Below are 17614 nucleotides of genomic sequence, written 5' to 3' on the forward strand. Positions count from 1 at the left end.
GTAAGTACTAACACCTCAACGGAAAATGCGCCCGAAAAGGTTGACAAATATTCATTTTACTTGAGGCTCGGCCAAAATAAGCGTGAAGGCTTCCGTTACCTTCTCCGTTGTTGAGCCGGCCCCAACATCAAGGAAGTTGGCAGGGTCGCCGCCATAATACTTGATGATAGCCATCGTAGCCATGGCAAGACCTGCGCCGTTAACCATGCAGCCGATGTTGCCGTCGAGAGCTATGTAACTCAAGTCGTATTTGGACGCTTCGATTTCCTTCTCGTCTTCCTCATCCAGATCGCGCAGTTCCAAGATGTCCTTATGACGGAACAACGCATTGGAATCGAAATTGAGTTTGGCATCGAGAGCCATGACGTTTCCGTCACCGGTTACGACAAGCGGATTGATTTCAGCGATAGAGCAATCCTTCTCTACGAATGCCTTATACAAGGCCAGCATGAACTGAACGGCTTTACCTACCAGTTCATTCGGAATATTAATGGAATACGCTAATTTCCGCGCTTGGAATGTTTGAAGTCCGATCGCCGGATCCACGACTTCTTTGAAAATTTTCTCAGGAGTTGCTGCTGCAACCTCTTCGATTTCGGTACCGCCTTCCTCGGACGCCATCATGACGACACGGCCGGTAGCGCGGTCAACGACCACCCCGATATAGTACTCTTTGCGAATATCGCAGCCCTCTTCAATAAGGAGACGCTTGACTTCCTTGCCTTCCGGACCCGTTTGGTGAGTCACCAACACCTTGCCCAGAATTTCTTCGGCATAAGCACGAACCTCGTCCAGGTTCTTCGCCACTTTAACGCCGCCGGCTTTACCGCGGCCGCCTGCGTGGATCTGCGCTTTGACAACGGTTACGGGACTGCCCAAAGATTGCGCAGCTTCAACTGCTTCTTCCACCGTAAACGCTACCTTGCCGTTCGGAACAGCTACTCCATATTGCTTCAGTACTTGTTTTCCTTGATATTCATGGATATTCATTCTCGAATCCTCCTATCAACATGACTGGAACAAGGCTGGCTGACACGGAACCAATCTATGAAAGTTGGCACTGTCAACCTTTATATATTAAACCCAAGCTATTGTAACATGTTTTTAAAACGCTTACCTTAAAAAGTTCACCGTTTATCCACTCGATTTGGCATGGGTATGATTCCTTCCAGATATAAATTGGAAATATATGTATTCTTAATTGTTTTTTCGCGCATAATGTATCAAACCTATAATGCCTAACACCACAATGGCAATGCCAAGCAATCCTGCTGCAACCATAATTAAGATATTTTCCCATAATATCGTCATTTCGATTCCCCCTCCATTCCTCATAGAATTAGTGCATTCGTTACTATTATACCATTAAATCCCTTTTTAGTAAGATCAAACTGTGACGCATTATAAAACTCTTTATCCTTTCTGTGCGATCCGGTAGAATGATTTGGAAAGAGAAAGACAAGTAGGCGTGTTCATAAGGAGATTCAGCATGAAATGGTTGAAATCGTTTTTTCCGCTTCATTCATTATTCGTCAAAATGTTGGTCTATTTTCTCGTCGTGATTATCCTGCTCTCCTCCTACAACCTATGGTCGATGACCTTCTATTCCCGCAATGTGAACAATGAGATCGTCAAATATAATCTGACCCTGATTCGAAACACCGTCGACAATTTCGAGAAGCAATATTCCACCTGGAAAAGCCTTCTCCTCAACCTTCAGCATAACGAATTCGTCGGCAATATCAGCAGGCAGGCCGATGCCGGCGGAAAGAAAGGAATCGATTATCTGCAAGTTGAAATGGTGACGGATCAGATTCGGACCCTGGTCAGCCAGCCATACTATCACTTGAATAATGTCATGATCTACTACCGGAATCATGCCTTCCTGCTTGAACGGGACGGCATCGTTAACGATGACCGCATGTTCAAGCATTATTACATCAGCAATTCCTATCCGTACGAGTTCTGGAAAAAGACAGTGCCCGCCAATGGGTTTATGCAAATGCTTCCCAGCAGCGCCTTCTCCATCGGGACCGAGAAGAGCGAGGTGCAGCTGCTGCCGTTAGTCGCTGATGTGCAAGGAAGCCCCTGGCAAATCATAGCTTTCGTGAATATGAAAAGCTGGTATGAATCCTATAAAGGAATGGCCGGTTCCCGTTTCGTGCTGTTGGACCCGAAGGGAACGAAACTGTATGAATCCTTGCCGGACACGGCTTCCCAGCCGCTTCCGGAATGGGACGGCCAGTCGGATTGGATCATGGAGAAGGGATCGTACTATTTTTTCGAAAAAGGGGCACGCTCCGGTCTTACCTATATCTCCATCATTCCGCACAACGAACTTAATCAAAGCATCAGCCGCATGAACTGGATTGCCGTGCTGTTATTTGCCGCCACCCTGCTAATAGGCACGTTGGCATCGTGGGTCTTCTCTCGCAATATCAACCAACCGCTGAAGAGAATGGTGACGGGACTGGGCCAAACGGAGATGGAGCTGTATCAAGGAAGCATCGCCGAATTCAGCGCCATTTCCAACCATCTGAAGGGATTGCAGCACGAGCGCAAGATGATCAAGGAATGGATGGACCAAACCAAACCGCTCTTAACCAGCTATCATTATTTGGCACAGTTCAAGAACATTGCCATCGATACCGCCGCTTCCAAAGAACTTTGGGTCGGCGAAGGAGCATTCATGGTCATCGTCTATCAATTGAGGTACCGTCATAACCCGACTCCAAAGCTCGATGCCTTGATGACACGGGCAACCGGCAAAATCAAGGACATCATCACGCTGCAGATCCAAGAGGCCTTTCCCTTGTCGCACACCCTTCAGATGGAGGGCAAACAAATCTTATCCATCGTGTACACGCAGGAAAAATCAGACACGCTGCAGCAGAGCCTCAGCCAGCTCAAACGGATATTTGATCACGATCAAAGCGCCTATCTCGTGAATATCGCGGTTTCATCCGTCTTCCAGCAGACCTCGGAGTTCGATCAAGCCTATGCGGAAGCCATGTCGCTCCTGCTTCAAGCCCGGCCGCTTGAGGAAACCCAGATTATCTGGGAGAAGGAACTCCGCGGCGATGCAACGGGCTTCACCGCCGAGCAGGAACACGAGTTTTACGTGAATTTGCAGGCGGGCAACGAGAGCAGCTGCCAAATGCTGATCGATCGGGCATTGGAACGGTTGCAGCGGCAGGAGGCTACGGCGGATCAGCTGAGCCATTTTGCCAAATCGGTCTCGGTCCGCATGAGAAGAACCGTCGAACTGCTGAAGATCAATACCGACGTGCTTCCGGATTATGCCGATATGCTTGCGTACAGCGTAACTCCCGCCCAATACCGGGAAGTCCTTCTCGACGAGCTCGCCCATGCAACCCAAGCGATCCGCCGGAAACGGGAGGAGCATTACGATATCATCCAATATGTCATTCAGTACCTGGAGTCCCATTACAACGAAGAAATATCGCTCGAGCAGCTCGCTTATAAACTCAACATGTCACCCACCTATCTGTCCGGGTATATTAAAGAGAAGACGGGGAGCAACTTCAGCGACCAATTGAATGCCATCCGGATAACAAAAGCAAAAGTGCTTCTGGAGACGACGAACATGCCGATTCAGGAAGTAGGCACCCGGATCGGCTACCGCAACGTCACTTCCTTTATCCGCATGTTCAAAAAAATAACCGGCCAAACACCAGGCGATTACCGGAAAACCAACTGGATCCGGTAAGGCAGGTGAGCGGCCGGCCGCTTAACCTTTGACGGAGCCGATCAAAGCTCCTTTTACGAAATATTTCTGGATAAACGGGTAAACCAGCAGGATCGGCAGGGTGGACACCATGATGGTAGCGAACTTCAGACCATCCTCCACCACCACGATATCGCCTACAACAGGCCCATCCGTTCCCGTCAATTGGCCCGACAGCACGATGTTTCTTAATATCACCTGCAGCGGCTGCATATCGGCATCCCGCAAATACAGCAGCGGACCCATGAAGTTATTCCACATCCCCACCGCATAATACAATCCGATGGTGGCAAGCACCGGCTTGGAAAGCGGAAGCACAATTCGAAAGAAAATTCCGATCTCGGACAGACCGTCGATTTTGCCGGATTCTTCAAGCTCTTGGGGCATCCCCATGAAGAAAGTCCGCATGATCAGCAGATTCCAGGTGGCTACGGCTCCTGGGAGCACCATGCCCCATATGGTGTTGACAAAGCCCAGCTCCTTCACGACCAGAAACGTCGGAATCATGCCTCCGTTGAAAAACATCGTAAACACGATCAGCATCAATATCGGTTTACCCATGACCAGCTTGGCCTTGGACAGCGAATAGGCCCCCAGCGCCGTCACCAACAAGGAAATCGCTGTTCCGAGAACGACATATATCAGCGTATTCTTATATCCTTTCAGCACCCGTCCGTCCTCGAACACATACTGATACATATCCAGGTTGAAGCCCTTCGGCCACAGCCAGACCTCCCCCGAGGCAATGGAGGCGGAATCGCTGAGGGACACGGCCAGCATGTAGACAAACGGGTATAAACACGCCCCTACGACCCCAGTCAATATCAAGGCATTCAGGGCGTCAAACCAATTCCATTTCGGTTTCATCACGTTCCTCCTCTACCAGATGCTGCTTCCGCTGACTCGCCGGCTGAACGCATTTGCCGCGATAATGAAAATAAAGCTGATGATGCCGGTAAACAGATCGATCGCCGTTGCATAGCTGTAGTTGCCTTGCGTTAAGCCTACTCTGTATACGTAAGTAGATATGATATCGGCCGTCTCGTAAGTAGCGGGAGTCGCAAGCAGGTATACCTTCTCAAAGCCGATCTCCAATATTTTTCCGATGTCGAGTATCAGGATGATCACAATCGCCGGGGCGATGCCGGGCAGCGTAATGTTCAGCGTCTGTCTCCACCGGTTCGCTCCGTCCATGCGCGCCGCTTCATATAGCTGCGGATCGATGGCCGTCAATGCGGCCAAATAGATAATGGTCCCCCATCCAATATGCTGCCATACGTCCGTCGTCACATAAATCGACCTGAACCAGGAGGCTTCCACCAGAAAGTTGATCCGTTCAAGCCCAATGGCATTCAGCAGCTGGTTGACCACCCCGCCTGTAGGCGACAGAAACATGACCGCGATCCCCGCGACAACCACGTTGGATATGAAATGCGGAAGATAACTGACCGTCTGGACAAACCGCTTCAAGAAAGATTTGCTCACTTCATTAATGAGTAACGCAAGTATGATGGGCGCGGGAAAGCCGAAAATCAGCTTATACAACCCCAGCAGAAATGTATTCCGGAGAACAGGCCAGAAGTCGGGCGTATTAAAAAACATGCTGAAATATTTGAACCCCACCCAATCGCTCTCCGCGATTCCCTTAAACAAGTTGTAGTCCATGAAGGCGATCGAAACGCCGAATATGGGAACATATTTAAAAATGATGTAATACAGAGCACAGGGAAGAAGCAGCAACAGCAGGTATTTATCCCGCTTCACTTTGGTCAAGAAACTCGAATGCCGTGCTTGCAAAAAACGCATCCTCCTTTAGCAGCGAAATCCATGCGGTATCCATAAGCGGCACCCCCTGCGGGCCGGAACCAGGCATAACGAGCATCCGAAGAGCCGATCCGAAAAAGAGAGCCGCCGCGGTTCCTCTGGCTGCATGGCGTTCAGGTTAAATTACTTGGCTTCGTTCAGGAATTTCTGCGTCCGTTCATAAGCGCTTTGATGAACATCCAGCACCTGCTGCACGCCAAGTTTGTTCACTTCTTGCACGTAAGTGTCCCATTCATCCATCGGTTTCTGTCCCAAAATGAATTTCGCAATCTGCTCCTCATGGAATTTCTTCACGGTTTCGCCGACCATGCTCAGCACTTCATTCTCTTCATTCGTATACGCAAGCCTTGGCTGCGGCATCGTTTCATGGTCTGGTGCGATTTTCATCGCTTCCCGCATTTTTGGTGAATACATGGACTCGTATGCGGTCATGTCCAATACTATGTGAGCGCCGATCGTCGCAATTCCCGTTTTGGTTCTTAAGTCGCCAAACTCTTTGTAATCATCGTTGAACGTGCGAACCCCGTTCTCCGTCGTGAACGTCTCGCCTTCCCTGCCCCAGGTTGCCAGCTCAATCCCTTCGGGGGAGAACAGGAAATCAAGGTACTGCAGCAGTCGATCCCGCTCTTTGGAATTTGACGCTACGGCAAAGCCGTCACTCTGCAATCCGGCAAACACGTTATGGGACTTGCCATCCGGCGTGCCGATAGGCGGAACCATGTAATCAAGACTGAACTCAGACGATGCATCCCCCAGCATCAACGGCAGCTCATCCATGATGCCGATGTAGTCGCTGGCGATAAACGATTTGTTCTGAAGCAGCAGATCGTTAAATTGCTTGCGTTTATGTGCCATGAAGTCAGGCGCAACCAAGCCCTCCGCGTAAAATTTATTCATATATTCGACCATTTTCTTGTAGTTGTCTTCTGTCGGTCCGTAGCGCCATTCGTTCTTCTCGAAATCGTAATAATAGCTGCTGTTGGTATTAAACGCAGGTGCCATATTAACCAGCGGGCTCAATCCGTTGAACACGGCAATCGGGAAGCTGTCCGGGTACAGTTCCTTCAACTTTTTCGCAACGGTATACAGCTCGTCGTAAGTCGTGGGCGGCGTCAGATTGTGTTTCTTGAATATATCGTCCCGGTAAAGCCAGGAACGCCTGGATTGCTGCTCAAGTCCGTACAACGGCATAAAATAATTTTTTCCCTCGGGAGACAGTATAGCGGCCTTTACCTCCGGATGATCATCAAGAAACTTCTTGTAATTCGGCATCTGATCCAGATGCTCGAAATAGTCGACGAACGCGCCGCTGGCCCCGTGCGTGTTGGCGGCATTCAGGCTGTTGACCATCATGAGATCCGGGATCTCGCCCGAGGATATCGCCAGGTTCATCGTGGTGGTGTAATCGCTCATGACGGGTTGCACCTTGAAGGAGATGCCGGTTTCCTCTTTTAAGTACTTATAAATCGGCCAATTCTCCTTGTACGGCCAATTCGTATGGGAAAAGGTCATCATCTCTAACGTGATTTCCTTCCCAGTATCAGCGCTTTCATGATTCCCCTCGTTTGCCGCGTTATCTTTCGAGCAGCCGCTCAACAATGCGCCGGTCATGACGGCAGCCAATGCCGCCAGCCCCAGCTTTCGGTTCCAAATTTTCACGCAACCCTCTCCCTTATGTATGATTATGTAACGCTCGACGCTCAACCCGTCTTGACGTTTACGGATTTGATTGTACCTGCCGGAGCCGCTCATTGACCATTCACAATCCTTCCCGTTATTGGCCAGACCTCAGAATCTGAAAAAGTGGCAATCATCTGAAATACGGTACATTCATCGCCGAAACTCCGCATCCTGTCCGGGTTTCTGCCTGTAAGACGGGGCTTTTAGTATATACTCGCGAATTGACAGACAGGAGGGAAACTTTTACAATACGGACTAGAATCACCCAGCGAAAATGAGGAAGCACCCTTTTCGAATCTTGGATGTTCGTTCTTGTTACAATCCACTGATATCTGAAAAGAGGTGCTTTTCTTATGTACGGAAAACTTCATAGCGCCTGCTTGCACGGCATTGACGGCGTCATCATTCAAGTGGAGGTGGACCTCGCTAACGGGCTGCCGCAAACCGCCATCATCGGGCTGCCCGATTCCTCCATCCGCGAATCCGTCGAGCGAGTACGGGCGGCGATTAAAAACTGCGGTTTTACTTATCCACTGAAACGGGTGACCGTCAATCTTGCCCCTGCTGACCTGCGCAAGGAAGGTTCCTCCTTCGATCTGGCGATCGCCGTCGGCATTTTGCTGACAAGCGAGCAGTGGGCCTTCTCGAATGCCGATCGAATATTGATCATCGGCGAGCTTGCACTCGATGGCACGCTCAGGCCCGTGACGGGAGTTCTTCCGATGGTGGAACAAGCCCAAAAAGAAGGGTATGCCGGCGTTCTTCTTCCGCGGGAAAACGCGGCGGAAGCTGCTTTAATCGGAGGAATCGAGGTCTATGGGCTCGGTCATTTGAATGAGCTCGTCCCGAATCCACCAGCAGAAACCACTCGCCGTAGTGAAGCAGCAGGAGATGGCACTGTTACCGTTTCGCTCTCACAGCTCCGGTACGACCGATCGATGAATGCAAGCAGATCGCAAGAAAGCAGCGATCAGGGCAAACAGCTTGAAGACTATAGAGACGTGATCGGGCAGCAGCATATCAAACGCGCCCTGACCATCGCCGCGGCCGGCATGCACAATATCCTTCTCATCGGGCCCCCCGGTACCGGTAAAACGATGCTGATGAAGCGCCTTCCCACCATACTTCCGCCGCTGGCCGACCAAGAAGCGTTGACGACGACGAAAATATTCAGCGCTGCCGGGAAGCTAAAACCATCCGATGGGCTGATGAAAAGACGTCCCTTCCGGTCTCCCCATCATACCATCTCAGCCGGCGGCCTCATCGGAGGAGGAACCATTCCGAAGCCGGGAGAGGTCAGTCTGGCCCATAAAGGCATTCTGTTCCTTGATGAGCTTCCCGAGTTCTCAAGGCATGTGCTGGAGGTGCTGCGTCAGCCTCTGGAGGATCGTGAGGTGACCATAAGCAGAGCCCGGGCGGTTTTTACCTTCCCGGCGCATTTCATGCTGGCTTGTTCGATGAATCCCTGTCCGTGCGGTTACTACGGCAGCGACCATCCTCATCAGCGATGCACCTGCAGCGTTTCGCGGATCGCCCAATACCGGGCGAAAATCTCGGGCCCCTTGATGGATCGGATCGACCTTCAAGTGGACGTGCCTCGCCCCAAGGAATGGCCGGGAAGCACGCCGCCCCTATCCTCCGAGCACATGCGGGATCAGGTCTATGCGGCACAAGCAATTCAATTGAAACGCTATGACGGGCTGCCATTCGGCTGGAACAGCGAACTGTTCGGCAGCTTTCTGAGAAAACATGCGAGCCTGGACAAGGAGTCGGCAGAGCTCCTGCAAGCAACCATCGATACGCTGGGCCTGAGCATGCGCGCATATGACCGAATCCTGAAGCTGGCCCGAACCATCGCCGATCTCGAGGCATCCGACGGCATTCAAAGCCGGCATGTCGCCGAAGCGATTCAATACCGACAACTGGATCGCCAATATATAGCAACCGAAGAAACCCACCGTTTATGAAATGGAGTCGATACCCTATGATGATCAGACAGATGACCAATGAAGATCTAAATGTCCTTATCGAAATATGGCTGGCCGCTTCCAAAGAGGCGCATCATTTTATACCCGCCGAGTATTGGGAATCCAAGCAGGAGGACATGCGGGAGGTATACCTCCCGATGGCCGAAACTTATCTATTGGAGGAATCAGGTCAAGTCCGGGGCTTTGTTTCCCTTGTAGGCGAGGATTTAGCGGCATTGTTCATCGATCCAAGCCGCCAAAATCAAGGATGGGGGAAAGCCCTTCTTCGCTATGCCATGGACCTTCGGGATACGTTGAAGCTTCGGGTATATGCGGATAACCAAAGGGCACTCCGCTTCTACGCGAAGAACGGTTTTGAACGCCTTGAAGAAACCGTGGATCCCGATACAGGGCAACAAGAGCATATTATGATTTGGAGCAAGAAAAAAGCCGAGAGGAAGGATAGCATGAGCGTTTCCATATTTCAGCATATTGACACCGTCTTTGTCCCCACGAGGAATATAAAAGCCGCTAAAGAATGGTACACAGGCGTTCTTGGGGGCAGAATCGGCTGGGAGAGCGAGCAAGGGGAGTATCAATGCATTCTGTTCGGACAAACCTCCCTTACCCTTTTCTCAACAGAAGAAGAGAGATACTTTGAGCGCCGGCATGCCCTGTTTAATTTTTTCGTTCCGAACGTGGAGGACGCATATCGGCATCTGAGGAAACAAAACGTACGGGTCGATACCATCCTGGAATACGGCGCAACCTATTTTACATTCTATGACCTGGACGACAATTGTCTGGAAGTATGCTCGTATTAAAGAGAACGGCCATTATGCAGAAACAGGTGAGGGATCAAGGAGCCCTCACCTGTTTCTATGGTTATTCTTATCGATTCGGATCAGATCCAACTTAAAATGCATTCTCGATATGATCCATCGAATCTGCCGTCATGTCTTCCCGGAGCATAACCGAAATGACGTCGAAACGTATCGTCCGTTCGTAATAACGCTTCTGGTGAACATACTGCTGGGCCGTGTTACGGACCTGCATCACTTTGCGGGCGTTCACGGACTCGGAGGGCGTGCCGAAGCGGGTCGTACCGCTTCGGCTCCTTACCTCGATCACCACAAGAGTCTCCCCTGTTTCCGCCACGATGTCCAATTCTCCAAAACGGCAGCGCCAGTTCCGGTCCAGAATCCGGTATCCTTTTTTAATCAGGGCGGCGGCCGCCAATTCTTCGGCAGCCGCTCCTTTTTTCTTGCGGTTGTCCTTTTTTCCGGATGGCGAGGTCATGACGGCATCATCCCTCCGTCCTTCGCTTGACGATCCGCACGATAAACATACGTCAGCACTTCCGCAACCAGCTGGTACAGCTCCTCCGGAATCTGCTGATCCAGATCCAGCTTGGAGAGAATCTCCACCAAGGCAGCATCTTCCTGCACGGGAACGCCATGCTCTTTGGCTTTATCCAATATAGACTCCGCCAGTTTGCCTTGTCCCTTGGCAACCACGACCGGCGCTTCGCTTTCGCCGGGCGTATATTTAAGCGCAACCGCCTTTTTCATGGCGGTGATTGACCCTTCCTCTTTCTCTAGCTTGCTCATATCCGCATGTCCACCCCTTTATAAACCTGAGGGGTGTATTCGGCTGCCGTTCCCTGCACGGAATCTTCTGCTGCCGGCAGCGAATCCAGGGGCAGCGGTTCTGTTTTGACGCTCAGCAATTGGTAGCCGATCGACGAAACGGCTTGTGCCAACTCCTGCTTGGTCCCTTCGAACAGCTCCGCGGCAAATGGCCGATCATTCCGAAAGTTAAGGCTGACGATCCGGTCAACAACCTGCACATCGATCAGGGTCTGCCCCAGAAACTTCATATCCAGGTCGAACAACAGCCTGCAGTTGGTTGCATCCAGCTCGCCTTTACGGCCTCTGCGGGATTGAATATGTACGGACGCGGTCTGTTCCCCGTCGGCGCCATGCAAAGGTATGAACAGCGTGATCTGAGCGAACGGCGCCGTTCCATCGGTATTCAGCAAGAGCTGCTGGCCCGTTAAATGCTGAATGACCTGCTGGGCCGCTTCCTTCAGCGCCGGAGGCGCATCCTGGCTGGACAGCACCTGAAGCAGCACCCCTTTCAGGGTATCCTGCAGGGCAAGCGACGAATCCCCCGATGGCCCTGAAGCCATGGCGGCCGGATGCACGCCTTGGGTTATTTGCTGCTGTACGGTTGACGTTACCGGGTGCGTCAAGCCCGGCTGATTCGCGGCGCCGGTCTGAGCATTCGGAATACCCGGCGCCTGCTGGTTCGCGTTAGCCGCATTCCCTGGCGTGGCGGAGGCTCCTGGCATATTCGCTGCTGCGCCCCCGCTGCCAGAGGCAGGAGTGGCGGGCAGGGAAGCTTGGGCTGCCGCAGCAGCGGTTGGCTGCGCTGCGGCCGAAGCCGGTGCAGCCGCGCCTGCTGCCGTTGGAGCAGCTGCCGATGCGGTCACGGCCGCATTCGCTCCGGGCGCGGCGGCGCCGTGAGCCGTGCCCGCGGCCGTGCCGCTTCCGGGCGTCGCCGCAGGCTGCCCGGCTGGCGCTGCCGGCGCGGTGCTGCCCGCGCGCGCCGCTTCACCCGCGGGGCCCGTCCCGGCCCCGCGCAGGGCCTGCTGCTCGTGCTCCGCACCGAGCAGCTTCAAGAGCCGCCCCACCCACGGCTCCGCGCCGGGGGTGGGCGGCTTTGGCGAAGGGCCTGCGGCCCCTTCGCCAAGAGCTGGCGTGCCGCCGCTGGCCCATGGCTGCGCGAGCTCGCCGCGCAGCTGCTGCAACAGGCCCTGCAGCTTGGTCAGCAGCGCCTGCTGACCTGAGCCGGCCTGCACGGCAACGCCGGCAGCATTGTTCGCTGCTGTTTGCTGCTGCGCGGCAGCGGTAGCCTCTGCGCCAGCTGCCGTCGAAGGCGCAGCGGACGCTGCATTTTTCCCGGCAGCCGCTGCGCCTCCGATACCGTTGCTTAGAGCAGACGTCAGCTGCTGCTCCAGCGACTGCAACAGCTGATGCAGCTGGGGTCCGAATACGGCCTGATGCAGTCCCTTTACGCTTTCAGGGCTAATCGGCAGTCCGCGGTGAAACGCGATCGCAGCCGACTCCGCCCATTCCGCAGCCGGGATCTGAGGAGGCTTTACGGCCAAAGCCTCTCGGAACATGGCAATATTGTCCTTCGTCAGGGGAACTCCCGCGTTCTGCATGCCCCGGATCATTTCGCGGTTTTCCTTCGTATCCGGTAGACCCGCAAAATCCAGCACCTCAGCCATGGATGAAGGGGACAACGGCTGTCCCGGCGTTTGGCTGAGAGGCTTAAGCACGGCTGTCCCTCCCTCTCCCGGCGGCTGAACCTGCAGCAGAGCCGTTTCCCCGGCTCGGAGCGGCGTTTCCAGCTTCGCTTTCACTTGAACGCCCTGGATCTGCACCACCGCTTCCTGCCCGTCCTCCGATACGTTCATAACGACACCGCGAACGACTTGACCCGGCTTAAGTTCCAACGTCTTGGCGTCTCCCGGCTTCTGCTCGCCCAGGAGTCCGCGAATCAACGATCCGATGTTCACGATAGTTCCTCCCACACCTTCTGTTTACCTTATATATCGGCAGCAGCCCGCCTTTTGACGAGGGCGGGCTGCATCGAAATCTAGAACAAGGACAATTGCTCAATCTCCATATTTTTCAAAAAGCTTCTTCTATGCATGGCGGTAGGTCCGTGCAGCTGCAGCTGTTCCCGGTGAAACTTGGTAGCATAGCCTTTATGTACGGCGATTCCGTATTCCGGATAACGCGCCTCCCATTCCCCCTCGCACAGCCTATCGCGGGTGACCTTGGCTATAATGGAAGCTGCCCCAATGGACTGGCTGTTGGCGTCCCCTTTAATGATGGCACGCTGGGGAATATCGCAATCCACCTTCTCGGCATCAACAAGCAGAAACTGTGGGGGAACCGCCAACTGCTCGATCGCCTTCTTCATCGCAAGTCTTGCCGCTTGTTTAATGTTAATGCGGTCAATCGTTTCCGCATCCACCAAACCGACGCCGACCGCCAGCGCCTGCTCCATGATAAGGTCGTATAGGGTTTCCCGCTTCTTGGCACTGAGTTTCTTCGAATCGTTAATTCCTTCAATGACCAGCCCCTCCGGCATAATGACCGCCGCAGCGACCACATCGCCGAACAAACAACCGCGGCCGACCTCGTCGATGCCTGCAATATGTATATAACGGCTCCAATACTCTCGCTCGTACATTAATAAATCTGTCATAGGTTTAACCCCTTTGGTTCCGAATTACCGTTTGTTGCCTATTCGTTCACACGGTGTATCGCATCTATTCTATCAATCTAGTAACTCTTCTAGAGTATCATACTCGCCAGGGAGCGTCACCCTTTTATCCCGTTCCGCATCCCGGCAGGAATGGGTTCGTCCATCGGCGAACCATCGGTTATACTCCCCGAAAAAAAGAGCCGCCGACAGCGGCAGCTCTTCCCTTTATTCGATTTATCGATCCTTGGCTTCAAAGCCCAAGCCGCCATCGCTGACGATCCGAAGCGGCATCCGGCTCATTCAATTCCAGCCCCGAACCGTCAGCCTTTACGGCAAGCGCCCGTCCATCGTGGACGGATCGGATGGTTACCGTATCATCTTCCTGACGTTCTACTCTCCACCGCTGATTGTTATAACCGAGATACGTGTATAACTGAATCCGGTTCTGCCCGGTATCCACATCCAAAGCCTTCCCTTCCGGCGTGCGAATGGAATACGTGCCTTCTTCTCCTGTCGGTACCCATACCCATAGCAGGTTGCCCGTACCCGTTGATTCCTTCACGGTAACGGGTTCGCCGTTTACGGATTTCTCGGTATGAATCGCCTTGTTCATGGCTTCGTTCGTGAAGCTGGTTTTCGTCAGTCGAGCTTCAGACGAATGACGGACGTAGACATTTTGATAGGAAGCCTGTCCGCCGAACACATTGACCCCAAAATGTCCTTCGGCAAATGTCCCGTCCATCACATCGATTACCGTCTTCCCGTCCACGCCGACTTGAATATGCGGACCTTTCGCTTCAATCCTCAGGTGATAGGCTCTTCCCCCTTGGATAAAGCCGGGGACGCTGGCCAGGACTTGACGTTCCTCGAATCGACCTTCGACCATGTAGAAGAGCCGAATCGACTTCAAACCAGGATCCAAATTCAGATAATATCCGCTGCGGCCGTCCCCGCTTGCCCGAAACAGCATGGATCCGGCACCGCCTGCTTCCCCAAGCCGCATGTCTCCCTCGAACGTGAAGTCTCCTGCCCTCTCTTGCGCCATATAATTAGCATCACTCGAATGGCTGCCCCGGATTCCATGCTCGGTAAGGACCCACTTCGAGGCCTTAAGATCCGGTTTCCATCCCGTCAGATTCGTTTTGAATGTTCCGCTTGAGACCAACACGCGGGTACTCGCCGATATTTTTCCGTTTGGGGTTGAGGCCGTAATGACGGCTTCTCCCGCATTCGCCGCTTTCAATACGGCATGGGTCTCATCGGATGAAATAATCCGGACCGTATCGGGATGACTGGATGTCCATACCAAAGGTTTCTTCCCGTTGCCCGGGACACGATCCATGGCAGCGTACAACGATTCGGTCTGTCCCCGGGACAGGTCCAGCTCGTATGAATCCAACAGGATGCGGGAAGCAGGCTCCGATGGATCAAGAGGCCTCCACACAGAATCCAGCTCATGCACCTTCAGGGATTTCAGCTTTACTTGGCCGCCTAGAGTGTAAAAGCTCATCCCCCGTCTGGCCCGATCCGGAAAAATAACGTCCGAGAACACAATGTTTCCGTCATTGCCGAACACCTCGACGGAAGATTCATCGACATAAATACGCAGCTTGACCACTCCATCTACGGGGTGCAGCAAAGCTTTGTGTTCGGTCGAGAACAGGCTGGAGAAATCCGTGGTTCCCGATGCCGAACGGTCAATGAACATGTGATGCGCGGAGTTGTTATAACCGACCACCGTCTGTTGTCCGCCGCCTTCCCGCAGCCGGAAGCCGAATTCCAGCTCGCTGCTGTCTGTCGGAATCTCGACTTCCGCCTCGATTTCAAACGCGCCGGCCTGAATCCCCTTTAACACATTCTGCGAGGTCTCCGTCACTTGCCTGTTATTCACATGGATTACCGTATTCCGGAGGGTCTCTAGCTCAGAGATTGGAGACTGGTGCAGACGTATCCCCTCACTCGTCGTTCTGAGCGACAGCTCTCTAGGGATGGTCAGTTGACCTTTCCAGCCCGAAGTCGGAAAACTGAAGGGGTAATCCCAGTTCGTCATCCATGCCAGCATGATTCTTCGATTGTCCGGTAGGTCGGAGAAAGACATGGAGGCGTAGAATTCCTTGCCCCAATCCGTTCTCAGCACGGTCCCCGCCGTATGATCATTCATAAATTTGCCGTCTGGCGTCACATCGCCGATAAAATATTCCGCATCGGAGCCTTGGGTGTTCGGATTAGCGCCGCTGCTGATCATCAACACCCATTTGCGCTGACCGGAGCCGTCCACGGCAAGCTGAAACAGATCCGGGCATTCCCACACGCCTCCACGGATATATTCCCCATACCCGAAACGGTCCGTTAAGGTCCAATCGACCAGATTGTCGGAGGTAAAGAAACGGATATGATCTCCCCCTGATACCACCATGATCCAGCGGTTGTTGGCTTCATCCCGTACCACTTTAGGATCGCGAAAATCCCATCCTCCCGGATCATCGCCCTGTTTGCCCGGGTTCTCGATGAGGATCGGCCGTTCTTTCGAATACGTCCAGGTCCGTCCGTGATCGGTGCTGTAAGCAAGTCCGATCTTCTGATTCCCGCCCGGCCGATCAGGATTGAAGGATGTGTAGTAGGCAATGAGCCCTTTGCCTCCAGAATCCCCGAACAGGCCTGAAGCGTTCGTTGTATCGGCTACGGCAGAACCCGACCAGACATGTCCGAGATCGTTCCAAGGCAGTGCGATCGGCAGCCGGTTCCAATGCACCAGATCCCGGCTGACCGCATGCGCCCACTGGCCTCCGTCCTGATGGAAGAGATGATATTCCCCCTCAAAATAGACCAATCCGTTCGGATCGCTTGCCGAGCCTCGCATTGGGCTATAGTGATACTGCGGGCGATATTCCTCTGTATAATAATCCGCCATCGGGGTTACGTAAACGTCCTGAAAGTAAGCCGTTCCGGACTTTACCTTCATCCCGATCGATCCGCCCGCGTAACTTCCGTCGGATACGCGGATCGCAGCGGGTTCGTAACCATCTACAACCATTTGAATACTGTCTCCGGAGACGTGGATCTCCACATGATGCGCACTTGTTGGCAGGCTTGGATAGGTACGGCTCGATGCGCCAATCACCTTTCCATCCGAGGTTTCCAGCGTTACCCGGACCTGATCATCCTCTCTCCTGAATACGGCTTCGTATCCCTCCGTTCCTTGATCGTTCCCTCTCCAATAGAACCCGGCTTCAGCCTGTCCCCCTAAGGTGATATTGCCTTCCAGCACATAATCCGCAGCCGCATTCTTATAGATCCTGTAGGCTTCGAGCCCCTTCGATGCCGATCCCTTAAGCCCTTTGATGTCAGGCTGCCAGTCCCCGCTCGTATTTGCCGGTCCGAACAGGTTGCCTTTCCACTCGCTCACCTTGATATTTTGAAACAGGGCGGAACCGTCCCACACATGAAGACCCAGGTATCCTGTGGAATAAGCCGTATCATCGACTTCAATCATCGGTTCATATTGGCTTCCCCAATATACCTTGATATTGCTGCCTACCACCTTGACCTTAAGGTGAACGATGTCCCCCCGACTCAACGCGACCGCTTTTTCCACCTTCAATCCTCCATTCCCTTCGCGGGCATCCTTGAGGCGTACCAAGCCTGCGCTGGGCACGATTTGCAGCATATACGATGACCAGCCGTCAACACTTGAACGAAAGACCAGCGAAGCATCTGCTTGCATATCCGTAATCATCACATCGGCTTCATAGACAAAATCATCCGCTCTGGTTGCGGAGATCGCCGCTGCGTTCTCTCTTGAATCGGAACTAAGCCGTAAACCTTCTGCCGTTTGTTCCATCCTGCCGTTGCCCTTCAACTCCCACCCCTCGAGGTTGGTATTTACATTGGATGCGCTTTCAAAAATGTCGTTTTCTCCTTTCCCCTTCAAAGCTGCATTCTCTTCATGGATCGCTGACGCCGCCCATGCCGAATCCGGAACGACGCTTGTCGCCAGCAACAAGGTCATCGTGATCGTAGACATCGTGCGCAGCAACTTTGTATGTACACCCTGCGGTAATTTCATATATCCACCTCTTTTCGATTCTTTACCCCACGTTATATAGGTAGG

11 protein-coding genes and 1 pseudogene are annotated in these 17614 nt (G+C 53.0%); 3 read left to right on the forward strand and 9 right to left on the reverse strand.

All coding sequences use genetic code 11. The features are described 5' to 3' along the window. Positions 1–54: 54 nt before the first annotated feature. Positions 55–990: pseudogene (sucC, locus tag RB298_RS20535) on the reverse strand (ADP-forming succinate--CoA ligase subunit beta); the annotation flags it as partial. A gap of 499 nt (positions 991–1489) precedes the next feature. Between sucC and RB298_RS20540 the strand changes: the two are divergent. Beyond that, on the forward strand, positions 1490–3730 hold the full coding sequence (locus RB298_RS20540) for a helix-turn-helix domain-containing protein (RefSeq protein WP_486048301.1): 2241 nt from the start codon (positions 1490–1492) through the stop codon (positions 3728–3730). A 21-nt stretch (positions 3731–3751) separates the two neighbouring features. On the opposite strand, the gene RB298_RS20545 is transcribed toward RB298_RS20540, so the two are convergent. The 3 genes from RB298_RS20545 to RB298_RS20555 form a co-directional block, all read right to left on the reverse strand. After that, positions 3752–4615: a carbohydrate ABC transporter permease gene (locus tag RB298_RS20545; RefSeq protein ID WP_119847452.1), complete on the reverse strand. Its 864-nt coding sequence runs from the start codon at positions 4613–4615 to the stop codon at positions 3752–3754. Between the two features lie 12 nt (positions 4616–4627). Then, entirely contained in the window at positions 4628–5554 is a 927-nt protein-coding gene (locus RB298_RS20550) for an ABC transporter permease (protein ID WP_375120311.1), read from the reverse strand. Between the two features lie 141 nt (positions 5555–5695). After that, complete coding sequence (locus RB298_RS20555; RefSeq protein WP_228468882.1) at positions 5696–7231, reverse strand: ABC transporter substrate-binding protein; 1536 nt, start codon at positions 7229–7231, stop codon at positions 5696–5698. 374 nt (positions 7232–7605) lie between these two features. Here RB298_RS20555 and RB298_RS20560 point away from each other — a divergent pair, with 374 nt between their 5' ends. Both RB298_RS20560 and RB298_RS20565 read left to right on the forward strand, forming a co-directional pair. Next, positions 7606–9219, forward strand: a complete 1614-nt coding sequence (locus RB298_RS20560; protein WP_486048305.1) for a YifB family Mg chelatase-like AAA ATPase — start codon at positions 7606–7608, stop codon at positions 9217–9219. A gap of 17 nt (positions 9220–9236) precedes the next feature. Then, on the forward strand, positions 9237–10043 hold the full coding sequence (locus RB298_RS20565; RefSeq protein ID WP_228468881.1) for an N-acetyltransferase: 807 nt from the start codon (positions 9237–9239) through the stop codon (positions 10041–10043). A gap of 91 nt (positions 10044–10134) precedes the next feature. Here RB298_RS20565 and RB298_RS20570 read toward each other — a convergent pair whose 3' ends face one another. The 5 genes from RB298_RS20570 to RB298_RS20590 form a co-directional block, all read right to left on the reverse strand. Beyond that, complete coding sequence (locus RB298_RS20570) at positions 10135–10518, reverse strand: YraN family protein (protein ID WP_486048307.1); 384 nt, start codon at positions 10516–10518, stop codon at positions 10135–10137. Beyond that, positions 10515–10829: an EscU/YscU/HrcU family type III secretion system export apparatus switch protein gene (locus RB298_RS20575; RefSeq protein ID WP_015736344.1), complete on the reverse strand. Its 315-nt coding sequence runs from the start codon at positions 10827–10829 to the stop codon at positions 10515–10517. The genes RB298_RS20570 and RB298_RS20575 overlap by 4 nt, the downstream gene beginning before the upstream one ends. Then, positions 10826–12805, reverse strand: a complete 1980-nt coding sequence (locus RB298_RS20580) for a hypothetical protein (protein ID WP_486048310.1) — start codon at positions 12803–12805, stop codon at positions 10826–10828. Before RB298_RS20580 ends, RB298_RS20575 begins: the two co-directional genes overlap by 4 nt. An 80-nt stretch (positions 12806–12885) precedes the next feature. Further along, entirely contained in the window at positions 12886–13503 is a 618-nt protein-coding gene (locus RB298_RS20585; protein ID WP_009590921.1) for a ribonuclease HII, read from the reverse strand. Between the two features lie 250 nt (positions 13504–13753). Next, positions 13754–17569: a GH32 C-terminal domain-containing protein gene (locus tag RB298_RS20590; RefSeq protein WP_486048312.1), complete on the reverse strand. Its 3816-nt coding sequence runs from the start codon at positions 17567–17569 to the stop codon at positions 13754–13756. Positions 17570–17614: the final 45 nt, after the last annotated feature.

Source organism: Priestia sp. BR_2, assembly GCF_041954005.1.
In the GTDB taxonomy this organism is placed as follows: Bacteria; Bacillota; Bacilli; order Paenibacillales; family Paenibacillaceae; genus Paenibacillus_AQ; species Paenibacillus_AQ lautus_A.